At 55.2% G+C, this 16088-nt stretch carries 13 protein-coding genes; 4 read left to right on the top strand and 9 right to left on the bottom strand.

Annotated features, from left to right (window positions below; translation table 11 throughout):
- Positions 1-278 precede the first annotated feature (278 nt).
- The 4 genes from ACWISF_RS04705 to ACWISF_RS04690 all read right to left on the bottom strand — a co-directional run bounded on the left by ACWISF_RS04705 (position 279) and on the right by ACWISF_RS04690 (position 5795).
- Positions 279-902, bottom strand: a complete 624-nt coding sequence (locus tag ACWISF_RS04705) for a histidine phosphatase family protein (RefSeq protein ID WP_448380437.1) — start codon at positions 900-902, stop codon at positions 279-281.
- Positions 903-1395: 493 nt separating this feature from the next.
- A complete protein-coding gene (locus tag ACWISF_RS04700) occupies positions 1396-2172 on the bottom strand; it encodes an MBL fold metallo-hydrolase (protein ID WP_448380436.1) in 777 nt (258 codons plus the stop codon).
- 30 nt (positions 2173-2202) lie between these two features.
- Entirely contained in the window at positions 2203-2889 is a 687-nt protein-coding gene (locus ACWISF_RS04695) for an esterase/lipase family protein (RefSeq protein WP_448380435.1), read from the bottom strand.
- On the bottom strand, positions 2889-5795 hold the full coding sequence (locus ACWISF_RS04690; RefSeq protein WP_448380434.1) for a proline dehydrogenase family protein: 2907 nt from the start codon (positions 5793-5795) through the stop codon (positions 2889-2891). Before ACWISF_RS04690 ends, ACWISF_RS04695 begins: the two co-directional genes overlap by 1 nt.
- 82 nt (positions 5796-5877) lie before the next feature.
- Between ACWISF_RS04690 and ispE the strand changes: the two genes are divergently transcribed.
- Entirely contained in the window at positions 5878-6783 is a 906-nt protein-coding gene (gene ispE, locus ACWISF_RS04685) for a 4-(cytidine 5'-diphospho)-2-C-methyl-D-erythritol kinase (RefSeq protein WP_448380433.1), read from the top strand.
- Between the two features lie 31 nt (positions 6784-6814).
- Here the strand turns inward: ispE and ACWISF_RS04680 are convergent, their stop codons facing one another.
- Both ACWISF_RS04680 and ACWISF_RS04675 read right to left on the bottom strand, forming a co-directional pair.
- A complete protein-coding gene (locus ACWISF_RS04680) occupies positions 6815-7363 on the bottom strand; it encodes a GUN4 domain-containing protein (protein ID WP_448380432.1) in 549 nt (182 codons plus the stop codon).
- A 53-nt stretch (positions 7364-7416) separates the two neighbouring features.
- Positions 7417-8199 carry an ABC transporter permease gene (locus ACWISF_RS04675; protein WP_448380431.1) on the bottom strand — a complete coding sequence of 261 codons (783 nt, stop codon included), beginning with the start codon at positions 8197-8199 and terminating at the stop codon, positions 7417-7419.
- A 73-nt stretch (positions 8200-8272) separates the two neighbouring features.
- Between ACWISF_RS04675 and ACWISF_RS04670 the strand changes: the two genes are divergently transcribed.
- Entirely contained in the window at positions 8273-8995 is a 723-nt protein-coding gene (locus ACWISF_RS04670) for a pyridoxine 5'-phosphate synthase (RefSeq protein WP_448380438.1), read from the top strand.
- A gap of 30 nt (positions 8996-9025) precedes the next feature.
- On the opposite strand, the gene ACWISF_RS04665 is transcribed toward ACWISF_RS04670, so the two are convergent.
- Complete coding sequence (locus ACWISF_RS04665) at positions 9026-12508, bottom strand: DNA polymerase III subunit alpha (protein ID WP_448380430.1); 3483 nt, start codon at positions 12506-12508, stop codon at positions 9026-9028.
- A 173-nt stretch (positions 12509-12681) separates the two neighbouring features.
- On the opposite strand from ACWISF_RS04665, the gene ACWISF_RS04660 reads away from it, so the two are divergent.
- Positions 12682-13824, top strand: coding sequence for a Re/Si-specific NAD(P)(+) transhydrogenase subunit alpha (locus ACWISF_RS04660; RefSeq protein ID WP_448380429.1), 1143 nt, complete (start codon positions 12682-12684; stop codon positions 13822-13824).
- Here the strand turns inward: ACWISF_RS04660 and ACWISF_RS04655 are convergent.
- Positions 13821-14483, bottom strand: coding sequence for a DUF2459 domain-containing protein (locus tag ACWISF_RS04655; RefSeq protein WP_448380428.1), 663 nt, complete (start codon positions 14481-14483; stop codon positions 13821-13823). The two genes, ACWISF_RS04660 and ACWISF_RS04655, sit on opposite strands and share 4 nt — an antisense overlap.
- Before the next feature lie 603 nt (positions 14484-15086).
- On the opposite strand from ACWISF_RS04655, the gene ACWISF_RS04650 reads away from it, so the two are divergent.
- Positions 15087-15524, top strand: a complete 438-nt coding sequence (locus tag ACWISF_RS04650; protein ID WP_448380427.1) for a thiol-disulfide oxidoreductase DCC family protein — start codon at positions 15087-15089, stop codon at positions 15522-15524.
- Positions 15525-15638: 114 nt separating this feature from the next.
- Here the strand turns inward: ACWISF_RS04650 and ACWISF_RS04645 are convergent.
- The coding region (locus ACWISF_RS04645) for a CHAT domain-containing protein (protein ID WP_448380426.1) at positions 15639-16088 on the bottom strand (450 nt) is incomplete at its 5' end.

Raw genomic sequence — 16088 nt, 5'->3', positions numbered from 1 at the left:
GGTTCTGATGCTTATACCAAATAACTCACTAACCTCAACTCGTTTTGCCCCCTTTAAGACTGCTTCGACTGCTTTTTGACGCAAATCGTAACTGTATGGTCTTGCCATCGCTTTCCTCCACAGCATCTATCCTATAATATGACGACCTTACCCTGCTTGACTATAGTTTTATTTTGAGAGGCTGGAATCGGTTTTGTACCGGACCACAGGATTTGGCAAGATATTTGGAAGAATCGTTATGACTTAATAATTAATAAACTTAATAATTAATAACATAATTAATAATTTGTATCTCCAGCCCGCCGCAACCTCCAGCCGCTGGCTGTGGCCTGAATTTCAACAATCGCTCCCAAATCGCATTGAATGGACGGTTGCTCTGGGAGTAACCCCCAGGTTGCCCCCCATACCGAAGCCCCATGCCCCACCAGGAGCAAATTCCCCGGAAATTCAGCCACCAACCGGGCGGCCACACGACCAGCCCGGGCAATCGCAGCCAAATCCTCTTCGGGAAATTGGGGGATCAAGCGGGGTTGATAGTCGGGGTCGATCAAGGGAAAGCGCGTTTGTAATAACTGCCGGTCATGCAATTGGGGCGGCCCTGAAAAGTAATGAGGCGATAAAAATTCTCCCAAACCAGGCTCAATTTTGATCGGTAAGTTTTTGTTGCGGGCGATGGGGTAAGCGGTGCTAATGGCGCGCAAAAAGGGAGAACTAAAAATGTGATCCAACCGGTAATTGGCCAAAAATTGTCCGAGTCGCTCGGCCTGTTGATGACCTTGGGGCGATAGGTCAGGGTCATCGGGATAAACCGCTTGGGCACGCCACTGGGGGTTGTCTGTATCTTGCCGGTGGGTATGCCGCACAATCCAAACGGTGCGTGAATGCTCGTTGGTGTCAAGCATAGGTTGGTCAGAAATGTTGGTGTACTCAGGGGTTCGTATGCTTTTATATCAGCCACCCCCTCCTAGCGCAACATTGGCGTTACCCGCAACCCAACGGTTACGGTACAGGCCAATTCCCTTGCCGGATGATGGAATCGCATGTTCACTTTACTGATGAATGCTGGGCTTTTCCCAACTGCACCCTCCACAGTCCTGCCTCGCTATGCTGATCAAATCTCCCAATCAGGGTCAGCCAGTGCAGTCTTTAGCTAAATTGGCTCAATCTCTAAAAGAACTTGCGTGCGCCACTTCCAGCACATGGTCCAACCAGTAGTGTTAAAGCAACAAAAGTTCATAAATTTGCGTCCGGCAACATGCTGAATGCGAAAAAATGGGAACATCTTTTGTCATAAATGAATGAGAATGCAGCCCCTAAATGAGAAGGCTTTATATCATTCGGCTCGATGCACAATTTGGCACAAACCCTCAAACTCTTAAGATGCAACACGTTATCCTAACAGGGCAAACCCGTTTCCAGGGGCAAGGTCACCGCCTGCTGTGGGGGCAATTCCATCACCTGGGTCGGCAATCCCGCCTGCGCCAATTGCTGTTGAAAGGTCGCTATATCCCCCTTTACCTGCACCAGTTGCAACAGCAACCCACTGGCTTCGTAATCCCCCATCGCCGTTGAGAGCATCACCTGCGGACGCAATTTCTGCGCCAACGCCAAAGCCACCTGATTCCCCCGAATAATTGGCCCCACCAGCGGCAAGGTCAAGTCCATCACCGGCGCAATGACCACATCCACATGGTCGACCAACCCCAAAATTCCCTGGTGGTAACCATGCGGTTCATAGTACAACGTCTGTCCAGTACGATGTTCCTGCAAAAGATAACCATTTTCCACCTGGGTTGGCCCCACCGGCGCTCCCGGCACGGCGTGAATGGTTATGGTTCCGGCCAACGTGGTGGTTTGCCCATGCGCCAAGGCTGTGACCTGCTGGTAGCCCAACGCCCGCACCACCTTGGCGGCACTGGGACTGGCAATCACCGGAATCCCTCGGTCGAAACGGCTCAGGGTCAAGGGGTGGCAGTGATCCTCTAGCCCCTGCGTAATCACAATCGCATCTAAGTTGCTGGGCAATTCCGCAATGGGTCGCCGCCGCTGTGCCTTAAATAGCCAATCCAAGTTGCCAAACACCAGCGGCCCCACCAACCAAGGGTCAAACAACAACCGCAACCCCGCCCACGCCACCAACCAGGTGTTGGCCTCAAACCAAGTGACCTGCATGACCCTGCCCCCTTGCTAACTTCATACAATTTAACATTTTGGCTGGGGATTGACCTGGATGCGGGGCAACCACTGGGGGAGAATCTCCGGCGAACCGTACCACCGGCCTGGGGAACGGGGGGAATGCCAGACCGAGGGCAACGTGATATTTTCTGCCCCGGCCAGATGGGCCGCCACCACCGGCGTAATCCCGTCCCCCCACACATCCCCTTGGCCGCAGGTCAAACGATAACTCTCATAGGTCAGCGTGCCTTTGCGCCCCTGCACCGCCTGCCCTGCAATGCAAATGTACTCAATGTCTGGGTGGTAAGCGCCGGGGTATTCCGTATTGACAAAATCCAGATTGCGGCGCGTCCAGCGTTCTTGACTGGTATGGGGCGTGCCCAGGGTAACCAAGCGATTCACCCACCGCGCGCCATGCCAGACCCGCCCATCGTAGGGCGTTTGCCCCAAATAAATCCGGCTGATCCATCCCCCCGCCGAATGCCCAATCAGGGTGATCTTCGTACCGGGGTACTGCTCTTGTACTTGCTGAATGGTTTGGTCTAACCGCTCTAAAATCGGGGTGACCGACCGCCCGCCCAGCGTCGGCAACCAATCCCACCAGCGCAGGGGCACCACCCGAATTGGCACCCCCAACGCCTGGGCTGCCTGCACCAACCCTTGGTAGGGCGCCGCTCCCGCCAGATAACCGGGCAACAAAACCGCCGGGGGCATTACAACTCCTCCGCCAACGGCGCAAAGCCCTGGCGTTGAATGTTTTCCGTGACCACCTTGGGGTCCACAAATTGCAGGAGATAATCGGGGCCGCCTGCTTTGGAACCCACGCCGCTGAGCTTGAACCCGCCAAAGGGTTGCCGTCCCACCAAGGCCCCGGTGATCCCCCGGTTGATGTACACATTACCGCAGGCCAATTCCTCAGCCGCCCGCTGGATGTGGCTAGGGGTGCGGGAATACAGCCCCCCCGTCAGGGCATAGTCCGTGCCATTGGCCACCTGCAGCGCCTGGTCAAAATCCGCCACCCGCAGCACCGCCAACACCGGCCCAAACCATTCCTCCTGCGCCAGGGGGTCATCGGGGGGCACATCGGTAAAAATCGTCGGCCCGACGAAATAACCGGTGGTGGGTGCGGGACATTCCCCCACCAGGGTCAGCCGCTGTTTCGCCTGGGCAATCGCCGTCTGCAAACGCTCCTGAGCCGCCGCATCAATCACCGGCCCCACCGTCGTCGCCGGGTCGGTCGCCGCCCCGATCACCAACGATGCCGTCGCCGCCCACAGCCGTTCCACAAAAGGCTGCACCATAGACTCCAGCACAATCACCCGGGAGCAGGCAGAACATTTTTGCCCCGCATAGCCAAACGCCGACTGCACCACCCCCTGCACCGCCTGGTCCAAATCCGCACTGGCATCCACGATGATTGCGTTTTTGCCCCCCAATTCCGCCACCACCCGTTTCAGATGCGTTTGTCCCGGCACCAGTTGCGCCGCTTGGGCATAAATCTGACACCCCACCTGCCGGGAACCCGTAAAGGTGATGAAATGCACCGCCGGATGGGTGACCAACAGGGGGCCGATTTCCTCCCCCCAACCGGGCAACCCCTGAAATACCCCCGCCGGTAGCCCCAAATCGGCAATTACATCGGTAATGAGTTGGCTGATTTTGCACCCAATCACCGCCGCTTGTTCCGCCGGTTTATACAGCACACAATTGCCCGTGACCAACGCCGCCGTCACCATTCCCACCGAAATCGCCAGGGGATAATTCCAAGGGGCAATCACCACCCCAATTCCTTTCGGTTGATAGCGATAACGGTTGGTTTCCCCCCACACATCGTAGGTATGCCCCCGCGCCAATTGCTCGGCCATCTGGGCGTAATAGCGACAAAAATCAATCGCCTCGGAAACTTCCGCATCCGCTTCCCGGATCGGTTTTCCCACTTCCCAAGCGATCCAGGCCACCCATTCCGGGCGTTGCGCTGCCAAGGTATCGGCAATTTTGAGGAGTAAATCCATCCGTTGGCGCCAGGGCGTTTGCCGCCATACCGGTTGCGCCTTTTGGGCTAAATCTATAGCTTTTTGCACCGAAGTGGCATCAGCCAAACCCACCCGCCCGATCACTTCCGTTGGGTTACTGGGATTCACGGAATCCAACAGCCGTTCGGCGGAACAATGGGGAAGCACATACGTTTGCCCCAATTGGGATTGCACCCGCTTAATTGCCGCCAAAAATTGCTCCGGCTTGCCAAGTTCCGCAAAATTGGTATCGGGAGTACCGACAAACGATTCAACTGGCGGTAACGGTGTGGTCGGTTCTGCCCATACCGGGGGGGCGAGTAATTCGGATTCATCGGTTTTTTCCAGCCGTTGCCGCAAAAAAGAGGTATTCGCCGTATTTTCCAACAACCGTCGAATCAAATAGCTCATCCCCGGCAGTAATTCCCCATAGGGACAGTACATCCGCACCTGGCATCCCCGTTCCACCAAGGCTTGTGCTAGGGGAGCCGCCATACCGTATAAAACTTGGGATTCCCAAGCAGAGAGGGGCACCGCTAGGGCTTCCGCAACCGCTAGGGCATGGGCTTGGGAGCGCACGTTGTGACTGGCAATCGCCGGGTAAAGATACCGGTAATTTTCTAACAGCAACCGGGTGAGTTTTTCGTAATTGGCATCCGTAGAACTTTTGCGCCGGTAAACCGGCAAAGGCCAGTGTTTTTGTTGCGCCAAAATGACTTCTTGGTCCCAATACGCCCCTTTGACCAACCGCACCGTCACCGGATAGCCCCGGGATTTCACCCAGTCCACAAGTTCCCGTATATCTGTTTCGCTGTCGCGTAAATAGGCCTGCACCGTCAGCCCCACATCCGTCCGGGTGCGAAATTCATCGGCGAGCAAGACCTCTTTGAGAATGTCCAGGGTCAGGTTTTTGTACTTATATTGCTCCATGTCGAAATGAACCGCCACCCCCAATTCCCCAGCGTGACGCAACAGTTGGGCGACCGCCTGGGTGACCCGGCTCCGGGTGGCTTTTTCCGCCAGGGGGTCAAATTGCGAGTAAAAGGCCGAAAGTTTCACCGACACCTGGGGCACACATCCCCAATCCACCCCAGCCAGTTGGGTCATCAGGTCTCGGTATTTCTGCACATAGCCCTGGGCTTCGGTTTCGCTGAGGACCGCTTCCCCCAAAATGTCCAGGGTAAAGGTCATGCCCTGCCGTCGCAGTCGCTCTAGGGTGTGGCGGACTTGGGCAAAATTTTCGCCGACAATGTACTTACGGGCCAGGGTACGAACGGCGGTGGTCAGGGTTTGGGCGGCGGTTTTGGCGGCCAGGGATTCCTGCCCGGTAAAGTGAATGAGATGTTTCAACAGCTCCGGCAGTTCCACCTCCGGCTGGTCGAGGTATTCCTGGATATGGCGGCTGATTTCCCCGGCGCTGGTCAAGGCGGGCAGGGTGTCAATCAGGCGGAATAACTGGGTGCGTAACCCCGGATGTTCCATCGCCCAGGCCAACAGCTTTTCGTCCCACTGCCACTGTTCCCGCATCTGCGCCAACAGGGAACGACCGGGACGGGTGGCGGCCAGCAGGGCTTGACCGAGGCTTTGGGTGCGTGCTTCCAGGGACATGGGTGATGGGCAATACGTATTCCTAGTGTAAAGGGTAAAGTTAGGCCACAATGGACGATAGTTCACCTGGGAATGCCTGCACATGTCCCGATGTAGCCTGGCGGCGGCGGCGAAAATTAACCTCTACCTGCGGATTCTCGGTCTGCGGGGGGATGGCTACCACGAGGTGGCAATGGTGTTACAAAGTGTAAATTTGCGGGATACCATTCACCTCACCACCCAGCCCCGTAAGGAGATGAGCATTACCTGCGACCATCCCCAGGTGCCGACGGATGGGACGAATCTTGCCCTCAAAGCCGCCCATCTTTTGGCAGAAGAATTTCCCAAACAGGCCACAGGTGTCCACATCCATATTGAGAAACGGATTCCGGTGGCGGCGGGGTTGGCGGGGGGGTCCAGCAATGGGGCTGCCGTGTTGGTGGGGTTAAACCATTTGTGGGGCTTGGGGTTGACCGTGCCGGAATTGCAGGAGTTGGCGGCCCGGTTGGGGTCGGATATGCCGTTTTGTGTGCAGGGGGGCACGGCCTTGGGGACAGGGCGGGGGGATATTTTGGAACCTTTACCGCCGGTGACGGGTGGGGCGGTGGTGTTGGCAAAATTTGTGAATCTCAGCATTTCCACCCCTTGGGCCTATCGCACCTACAGTGAAATGTTTCGCCCTACATTTGCCGAGGCTTCTGCCCTGAAATCGGATCATTTTGTGCAGGTCTTAGCCAGCCATTCCTTAGCAGAAATTGCCGCCCATTTACACAACGATTTTGAAAAAGTGGTATTGCCAGCGCACCCGGAAATTGCTCAACTCAAACAGGATTTATTAACCAGTGGAGCCTTGGGGAGTTTACTTTCGGGTTCCGGGCCAACCGTGTTTGCCCTATATCCTGATGCCACCCTCGCTCAGCCAGCGGTTGAAAAGCTAAAAATAGACTATCCTGAAGTGGATTTTTGGGTCACCGAATTTTGCCCTTGGGGTGTGGCCATTGTGGGTTAAGGGGGTTCAGGAAAGGGTTGCCTGTCATCCCCTAAAAACTCTCTAAAGCACACCGCAACAGTCGCTGGGCCAAGGAGTAACCAATTCCCTCCCGCATGGGGTAATAACCATCGAAATCGGGATGCCCCCACAAATTCGCAGTACTGCGGCTTTGCGACCAGATTTTCTGCTGGATGATATACCCATATTTCCCATTGGAATAAACACTCCATAGCTTGTTAATAATTTTCAAATCAATACAGGGTAAATGGTCAATGTGAACGGCATCTAAAAAACCCTGTTCCTCCGCTTTTTTACCGGCAATTTTCAAGAGCAAACGTTGCGTTTCTCGGTCCGCAGCATCCCAGTCCTTTTGGGCCAACAATTCTTTCAACCGGGTGTAATTCACCCCCGAAGCCTGGAGCAACCATTGTTCCCCCATGGCCAAACAATTCTGGCAGGGCTGGCTCACCCCCTCAATCTGACGCAACCGCTCCAGCAGGACATCCCGCCCCAACCGCAAATCCTGGTTCTCCTGGCGCAGCAATTCATTTTCCCGCCGCAGTAGGCTCAGTTGGGTGCGTAGGTCCTCTAACTCCATAGACGTCTATCGGGCGCGTTCTTTATCTATGGTAATGCCTCGACCCCCTGCCGTCAGGACTCCCCCAACCCCTCGCTCACCAACGACAACCCCACCACCAGGCCGGTCATCGCCAAGCCAGGAAACACCGTTGGCCACCAAATCCCCGTTGGCAGACCAGCCAACGCCTGCGCCAATTCATGTCCCCACTCCGGCACCTCCGGCGGCAAGCCCAAACCCAGAAATCCCAGCCCGGCCAAGGTCAGCACCGCATCGGCACTATTGACACTCAACAACACCGGCAGATGCCGACGCAGGTGGCCGCTCAAATGCCAGGTGAGAATGTGGATACTCCCTGCCCCCAACGCCCGCGCCGCCTCGACAAACCCTTCCTGCTTCAAGCTCAGCGTGTGATTGCGAATCACCCGGTAGTACTGGGGAATATAGGCAATGCTCAGGGCAATGGCTGCATTGAGCACCCCCCGCCCCACCACAAAGGCAACCGTTAGCGACAACAACAACCCTGGCAATGTATAGACGGTGTCCATAACAAATAGCAACAATTGATCGAGTTTTCCGCCCCAATAGCCGCTTAAGGCGCCGAGGGGAACGCCCACAGCCACGCTCAAGCCCGTCGCCAGGAGCACCACCTGCCAGGCCGCGCGTGCCCCAAAAATCGTGCGGCTGAGGACATCGTAGCCCTGGCGGTCCGTGCCGCACCAATGCTGGAGACTGGGGGGTTGGTAGGGTGCGTGGGCCAGAAACTCCTGAGGGTGGGGCAACCCCAGCGACACCAGCCCGTCTGCCAACAGGGCCGCCAGTCCATAAACCCCTACCAGAGCAACACCCAGCAGCAAAAATACCCGTTGTGTCGGGGACTGTCGGCGCCAGAACGGTACAATGGCAAAGAACCAGTGGGAGGCGGACACCGTGTTAACTCTGGGTGTGAACATAGACCATGTTGCCACAATCCGGCAGGCGCGCCGCACCACCGAACCCGACCCGGTTGCTGCCGCAGTCTTGGCCGAATTGGGGGGAGCCGACGGGATCACGGTGCATTTGCGGGAGGACCGCCGTCATATTCAAGAACGGGACGTGCGCTGTCTGCGGCAAACCGTGCAGACCCATTTGAATCTGGAAATGGCGGCTACCCCGGAAATGCTGGCGATTGCCCTAGACATTCGCCCCGACTATGTCACCCTTGTCCCGGAGCGGCGAGAAGAAATTACGACCGAAGGCGGTTTGGATGTGGTGCAATCCGAAGCCCTTTTGACCAAAACCGTAGCGGAATTGCAACGACACCAGATTCCCGTCAGTTTATTTATTGACCCCGAACCGGAGCAAATCCGGGCGGCCCAACAGACCGGCGCCACCTGGATTGAACTGCACACGGGAACCTACGCCCTCGCCAAAGACGCAACCACCCGCCAGCAGGAACTGGAACGCTTAACCCTGGGGGCACAACTGGCTCAGGAACTGGGTTTACGGGTCAATGCGGGGCACGGATTGACCTACCACAACGTCTATCCGGTCGCCTGCATTCCCGGCATGGAGGAGTTAAACATCGGCCATAGCATCATCAGTCGCGCCGTGTTGGTGGGGCTAACCCAGGCGGTGCGGGAGATGAAACGCGCCATGAAAGGGGAAGTTTGAGCGGGCCAAGGGTGGGCAATGCCCCAGCGCCTAACCCATCAGAGCCTGACATTCGGCGACAAAACCCGCTTGACTTAGCGCATTGGCTGCCGCCACACCGTCCTGTACCCGGAATTGGGAGCCAAAGCGCACCTGAATTTGCCGCAACGGGTGGGTCACGGTGGCCACCACAGGCGTTTTTGCCGTTTCCCCGCACCAGGGCTTGAGTAAATCTCTGAGCTTGGCCTGGATTTGGATGTCCCCGGCCTGATCCACCGGCAACAGCAGGTGCAGAATGTGCATGCGTTGGGCAAGTTGCACATCTTCCAAAACCAGTTGCATTTGTTCATCCCGTTGCTCAAACCGTCCCCACACCACCAAAGGCTGTTCCGGGATGAGCAAATCTTCTATTTGGGCGAAGGTATGGGGGAACGCCACTGCCTCACAACTACCACTCAAATCTTCTAAAGTAACGACGGCCATCCGGTCACCCTTTTTCGTGGTAATCGGTTTGAGCTGGGTCATCAAAGCCAGGGCAGTAATCGGGCGATTTTCTACGACCTGTTCCCATTGTCCTAATGCAATTGGCGCCAACACCTGTGCCCGTTGCATCAGAGGTTTTAGCGGGTGGTCGGAAATATAAAAACCGAGCAATTCCTTCTCAAACTTCAGCTTTTCCTGGGAAGAATAATCCTCTACCGGTGGGGCTTTGGGAGCAGTCGTTACCGGGGTTTGCTGGATACTTTCCGGCAAGAAGCTAAAAATATCCGTTTGGCCGATTTCCCGGTCTTTGGCACGGCTATTGGCCCAATCTAAGATCACTTCCAAATCCCTCATCATTTGGCGGCGATTGGGGTGCAGTCGATCCAACGCCCCCGACTGAATCAAAGCCTCCAAAGCCCGCCGGTTTACTACTGCAGTATTCACCCGGTCACAGAGGTCGGCCAAAGACTGAAACTTGCCCTGTTGTCGCACCTGCAAAATGTGTTCTACTGCCCCCTGCCCCACATTCCGCACCGCACTCAAGCCAAACAAAATCTTGCGGCTGTCTTTCAAGGGAGTAAAGTCCATATCGGAGCGGTTAATATCTGGAGGTTCCACCTCGATATTCATGCTCTGACAGGTGGCAATATAGCGCTGAATTTTATCTTGATTACCAGCCTGGGATGACAATAAAGCCGCCATATATTCCACCGGATAATTGGCTTTCAAATAGGCGGTTTGATAGGTCACATACGCATAGGCTGTGGAATGGGATTTATTAAAGCAGTACTCGGCAAATAAAACCATTTGTTCAAATAGGTCAAGAGCGATATTTTTGGGGATTCCATTTTTGGCCGCTCCTTCTAAAAATACTTGGCGTTGTTTTTCCATTTCTTCAGGTTTCTTTTTCCCCATCGCCCGGCGAAGCAAATCCGCTTGCCCTAGGGAGTACCCCGCCATATCCTGGGCAATTTTCATGATTTGTTCTTGGTAGATAATCAAGCCGTAGGTCTCCCGGAGAATTGCCTCAAGCATCGGATGGGAATACTCGACCTTCTCCCGCCCATGTTTACGGTCGATGAATTTGGGGATCAAACCCGCATCCAAAGGGCCGGGACGATAGAGTGCCAAAATCGAGGAAATATCTTCGATATTCGAGGGTTTCAAATCCCGGACAATTTGTCGCATCCCTGCAGATTCAAGCTGGAAAATCCCCTCCACTTCCCCTTGCGCGAGGAGGGCATAGGTTTTGGGGTCATCCAAGGGTAAACGGTCGAGGTCAATGTGAATACCATGATTTTTGGCAATCAGTTGCACGGCCTGTTGAATCAAGGTGAGATTTCTTAAACCCAAAAAATCCATCTTGAGTAGGCCGAGGGATTCAATATCTTCCATCGGATATTGCGTGATAATGGCGCCATCGTTGTTGCGCTGTAAAGGCACCAATTCATCCAGGGGTTGTGGGGCAATCACGACACCTGCGGCATGGACGCCAAAGGTTTTGTTCACCCCTTCAATCCGCATGGCTAAATCCAGCCAGTGACGCACCTTTTCATCCTGTTCATACTTAGCTTTGAATTCCGGGGCAGGCGTATCGTCACTCACCATCTCCTGTAAAGGAGCAGGTTTGCCACGAAACACGGGAATATACTTAGCCATTTGATCCGCTTCCCGGTGGCTGATTCCTTCCAAAACCCGCGCCACATCCTTCACAACCGCCTTGGAAGTCATGCGGTTAAACGTAATAATTTGGGCTACCCGATCCGCCCCATACCGTTGGGTGACATATTCAATCAAACGGTCCCGGTTGTCAATACAAAAATCCGTATCAATATCGGGCATGGATTTGCGTTCAGGGTTCAAAAATCGCTCGAATAATAGACCATGATGTACCGGGTCAATATTGGTGATTTTGAGGGCATAAGCTACCAAAGAACCGGCAGCAGAACCTCGTCCTGGCCCAACGGGAATCTGATGGTCGCGGGCGTATTTCACATAGTCCCACACCACCAAAAAATAACCAGAAAATCCCCGTTGTTGAATGATTTTCAGTTCGTAAGCCAAACGCTCTTTGTACTGACTGGGAATCTGATCCCGTTTCACGCCCAGGCGTTCGGCTAAACCCTGCCAGGCCATCTGTTCTAAATAGGTATCTACGGTATGCCCAACAGGGACGTCGTATTCGGGTAAACGAGCCTCACCGAGAATGTTATAGGACTCAATTTTGTTGGCAATTTCCAGAGTGGTTTTTAGGGCGGTTTGAATGACCTCATCTTCCAGGTGATCCCGGAATAGTTCCGACATTTCTTGCGCTGATTTGAGGTATTCAGTACCGCTATAGCGGAGGCGTTTGGGTTCTGTGATTAACTTACCCGTTTGAATACACAACAGCACATCATGGGCTTCCACGTCATAGCAGGAAATGTAGTGGGCATCGTTGGTGGCAATGTATTTAATTCCCAACTCCTGGGCGATGTTGATCAATTCCACATTAACAATGCGGTCTTCCGGGTAACCGTGGTCTTGAATTTCTAAATAAAAATCATCCCCGAATGTTTTTTGATACCATTGGGCGATTTCCCGCGCTTCCTGATACTTACCTTGGAGGATTTTTTGAGGTATTTCACCACCCAAACAGGCGCTGGTGACAATCAATCCCTGCCGATATTCGGCCAAGAGTTCCTTGTTGATGCAGGGGCGGGCAAAAATTCCTTTACCCTGGATGCCGTGCAGGTGAGAAATCGTGGTTAATTTGACTAAATTGCGATAGCCTTCGGTATTTTTCGCCAGGACAACTTGATGGTAGCGGGGGCGGCGTTCCTGTTTGGTAATATCCCCGTTAATCACATACATTTCGTTGCCAACGATGGGTTTAATTCCCCGTTCGCGACATTGTTTGATCAGTTCAATGGCTCCGTACATGACCCCGTGGTCGGTAATGGCGATGGCAGGCATATTCAAGGCCACTGCCCGTTCCACTAACTGGGGGATTTGACTGGCCCCATCGAGCAGACTGTATTCGGTGTGGACGTGCAGATTCACAAAGGACATGACCGCCACTTACTTCGGAGTTTTGCCATGGAGGATACAAAATGGCATTCTAAGACAGAACCGGGCGGTCGGGGGGACGCCCCTGATCCTGAAAATTTCCTGCATTTTTGGGCGGGATTCGCAGGCGGCTGTGCCACACTAAATCAGCTAATTTCGGTGGAGCAGGACAAGCAATGCGGGTAGCGGTACTGAGAGAGCGTGAGGTCGGGGAATCCCGGGTGGCTTTGGTGCCGGAAACCGTAGCTCGGTTGGTGCAAAAGGGATTGACGGTGTGTGTGGAAACGGGTGCGGGGCTGGGTGCCCATTTTCCGGATCGGGCCTACGAGGAGGCGGGGGCGCAGGTGGTCAGCGACCCTTTGGCTCTGCTGGCGGAGGCGCAGGTGGTGCTGAAGGTGGCTCCCCCCCAGGAAACGGAAGTACACCTGCTCCGACCGGGAACGGTGTTGATTGGGTTTATGGACCCCCTCGGTCGCCCGTTGCTGATGCGGGACCTGGCCAAGCAGGGCGTGACGACGGTGAGTATGGAGATGATTCCCCGCACGTCGCGGGCGCAGAGCATGGATGCCCTGTCTTCCCAGGCGGCGGTGGCAGGATACAAGGCGGTGCTCCTGGCGGCTGGGCACCTGCCCAAATTTTTCCCCATGTTGACCACGGCAGCGGGCACGATTCCCCCGGCCAAAGTGTTTGTCATCGGGGCAGGGGTGGCCGGATTGCAGGCGATTGCTACAGCCCGCCGGTTGGGGGCGGTGGTCGAAGCGTTTGATATTCGTCCCCAGGTGAAAGAAGAGGTGCAAAGTTTGGGGGCTAAGTTTGTGGAAGTGCCGCTTGAGGAAGCTACTGAGGGGGCAGGCGGCTATGCGCGGGAGGTGTCCGAAGCGAGTAAGGAACGTTCCCGCCAGGTGATCAGCGACCATGTGGCGCGGGCGGATGTGGTGATTACGACGGCGCAAGTGCCGGGGAAACGGGCGCCCCTGTTGGTCACAGAAGCGATGGTGGCCCGCATGCAACCGGGAAGCGTGATCATTGACCTGGCGGCTCCCCAGGGCGGCAACTGCGAGGGCATTGAAGCAGGGCATCAGGTGGTCAAAGGGGGCGTTACCCTGATTGGACCAGTCAACCTCCCGGCCTCGATGCCCATCCACGCCAGCCAAATGTACAGCAGAAATCTATACAGTCTCTTGAACTTGTTGATGCCTCGCAATGAACTGCACCTGGACTTTACGGATGACATTATCCAAGCAGCCTGTGTGACGCATGCGGGCGAGATTTGCTCCCAACGGGTCAAAGACGCCCTAGCCCAGGAGTTGGTGGTCTAGGGACAGCGACAGCCGCGCCGGGCGTGCCAGAGAATGCTCTGGCTCAACAGCGGGAAACGGGGGGTCGGCACGCCAGCCCGGTCCAGCCCCTGGGCCGTCCAATGGTTGCAGGTAAAGAGGAGGGAATAGGCCGGTTGCGCCTGGAAAAATTGCCCCGTCGGCTGATGCCCCCGTCCCAAGGGCACGACCGCCCCTTGCCGATTGCGCCGGAAGGACCTATGGATGTGGGCTACCAACGCTTGGTACTGGGCCGCCGTGAGTCCCACACAGTGGCTGGAAGTGGGCACTGCAGGCAGGGGATTGACAAAAATGATACTGGCATTGACCCCAAACAAGGCCCGTAACCCCTGCGGCCACCGCACCAGCAACGAACCCGGTTCCCCCATGTAAAACCGCTGCTCCCCAAACCCAAAACTGAGATACTGGGCATCCGTGGCGCCAATTTGGTCTAGGGGTAGGAGTTTTGCCCAGTCAACATACTGGTTTTGTCTTGGCAAAATCACGTCGGTGTGGAGTGCTCCCCCCCAGAGGTAAACGGGAATGGGGCAAGCGTTGGCAACCGGTAGCCGCCACCGCCGGGGCAAGAGGGAACCCAATCCCAGTACCAGCAACAGCCCTGCGAGTCCTGCGCCAGCGACAGTACGCCAAGTAAGCCGCATGGGAGTACCGTGTCCCTACGCTTGCCATCTTCAGCAAAAAGGCGATTCCTGTCACGTCTAGGGCGATACGCGTGCAGGGGAATTTTGTTAAGCATGAAGCTACAGCCTATTAAGAATTAAGGGGTACAGTAGCAACACTTAGCAAACCAACTTCGGAAGCAAGAGGGATTGATCAGTAGTAAATACGTCGCCAGTATCTGCTCCATTCTTTGCCGTGAATTCAGAGAATGGGTTGGCATGTCCTTCTCTCCTACCCCCTGAATAACCCTATTTTGAATGAACAGGCTGTAATGCCAAGGGGCGTAAGAACTAGAAGTGTTGAATCTTAAAATTTTGGGGGTTTGTGCCAAAATGTGCACCTAATGAGACAAAGCATCGTCATTTGGGGGCTAAATTCCTATTGTTAGGATTAATCAACCCAGGTGCCCTGAAGCTTATTTATAACGAAAAGATTTCTCATGAAGTATTTTATCGGGCACCAATTTATGAACTTTTTTAGGAAGTGGCTTGCGCGGCAATACATTGGGCAGAGCCTGGCGCGGATGTGACTCGCCTCAAGCTAAGATAGATGAAGAAACTTTAAGGAAGGTTTGAACCGGGTTCATGGCTGTGGCATCTGCTTGGCACATCAAGTTGCTCTACGATGGGGACTGTCCCTTGTGTCGGCGGGAAATCGAATTTTTGCGGCGCCGGGATGGGGGACGGGGACTGATTGCGTTTGTGGATATTGCCGCCCCGGACTACGATGCCGCAGCCAACGCCGGGATTGACTTTGTAACGGCTATGCGGGAAATCCATGCCATTACCGCCGACGGGCGGGTGATCCGGGGGGTCGAGGTGTTTCGGCAGGTTTATGCGGTGCTGGGGCTAGGGTGGCTGTATGGCTGGACCGGTCTGCCGGGCATCCGTCGGTTGGTTGATTGGTTGTATGGGCTGTGGGCAGAGCGACGGTTGGCGTTGACAGGCAGACCGGATGTAATGATAATAGCAGCACAACGCTGTTCTAATGGTCGTTGTGAACGTTCTGCCATTGAGTCCTGAAGGTTTCCGTAGCGGTTGCCCCGGTGACTTTGCCAATGGTCTTTCCCAAATGCCCTTTTGCCTTGAGTTTATCAACATTATCAACTGATGAGAATCCCAGTTCTCAAAAGCTGACTAAGGACGCAGCCGCCGCCAGTCGCCAGCAAAAATAAACCCCGACCAGAACCGCGGATGGGCCGTGCGGGCGTCTTTCAACAGGGCCAGTTGCGCTTGCCGCAAGGCTTCCCCCCGCTCCTCTCCCCGGTTGAGCCGCTGGTAGTACGCCACCATCAAATCCTTGGTCGCTTCGTCCTCCACTCGCCACAGGGTCATCACTTGGGACTGCGCTCCTGCCAAGGTAAAGGCCCGCCGCAATCCGTACACCCCTTCCCCGCTCTGCACATCCCCCAACCCCGTCTCACAGGCAGATAGCACCACCAACTGGGTGCCCCGTAAGTCCATGCCGGTGATTTCCAAGGCGGTCAACACCCCGTCGTCTCCCCCACCCTGCCGCAGGTTGAACCCGGCAAGGGCTAACCCGGAGCGCAACAGGGGATTTTCATGCGGTAAATTCCGACTGCCATC

The sequence above is a fragment of the Gloeomargarita sp. genome (assembly GCF_053491055.1).
The sequence above is the reverse complement of the archived record's forward strand: the minus strand, read 5'-3'. Positions and strand labels throughout refer to the sequence as shown.

What these genes read in the sequence shown, in the direction of transcription:
- ACWISF_RS04705 (WP_448380437.1), bottom strand. Translation starts at nt 902, where the DNA reads ATGCTTGACACCAACGAGCATTCACGCACCGTTTGGATTGTGCGGCAT.
- ACWISF_RS04700 (WP_448380436.1), bottom strand. Translation starts at nt 2,172, where the DNA reads ATGCAGGTCACTTGGTTTGAGGCCAACACCTGGTTGGTGGCGTGGGCG.
- ACWISF_RS04695 (WP_448380435.1), bottom strand. Translation starts at nt 2,889, where the DNA reads ATGCCCCCGGCGGTTTTGTTGCCCGGTTATCTGGCGGGAGCGGCGCCC.
- ACWISF_RS04690 (WP_448380434.1), bottom strand. Translation starts at nt 5,795, where the DNA reads ATGTCCCTGGAAGCACGCACCCAAAGCCTCGGTCAAGCCCTGCTGGCC.
- ispE (WP_448380433.1), top strand. Translation starts at nt 5,878, where the DNA reads ATGTCCCGATGTAGCCTGGCGGCGGCGGCGAAAATTAACCTCTACCTG.
- ACWISF_RS04680 (WP_448380432.1), bottom strand. Translation starts at nt 7,363, where the DNA reads ATGGAGTTAGAGGACCTACGCACCCAACTGAGCCTACTGCGGCGGGAA.
- ACWISF_RS04665 (WP_448380430.1), bottom strand. Translation starts at nt 12,508, where the DNA reads ATGTCCTTTGTGAATCTGCACGTCCACACCGAATACAGTCTGCTCGAT.
- ACWISF_RS04660 (WP_448380429.1), top strand. Translation starts at nt 12,682, where the DNA reads ATGCGGGTAGCGGTACTGAGAGAGCGTGAGGTCGGGGAATCCCGGGTG.
- ACWISF_RS04655 (WP_448380428.1), bottom strand. Translation starts at nt 14,483, where the DNA reads ATGCGGCTTACTTGGCGTACTGTCGCTGGCGCAGGACTCGCAGGGCTG.
- ACWISF_RS04650 (WP_448380427.1), top strand. Translation starts at nt 15,087, where the DNA reads ATGGCTGTGGCATCTGCTTGGCACATCAAGTTGCTCTACGATGGGGAC.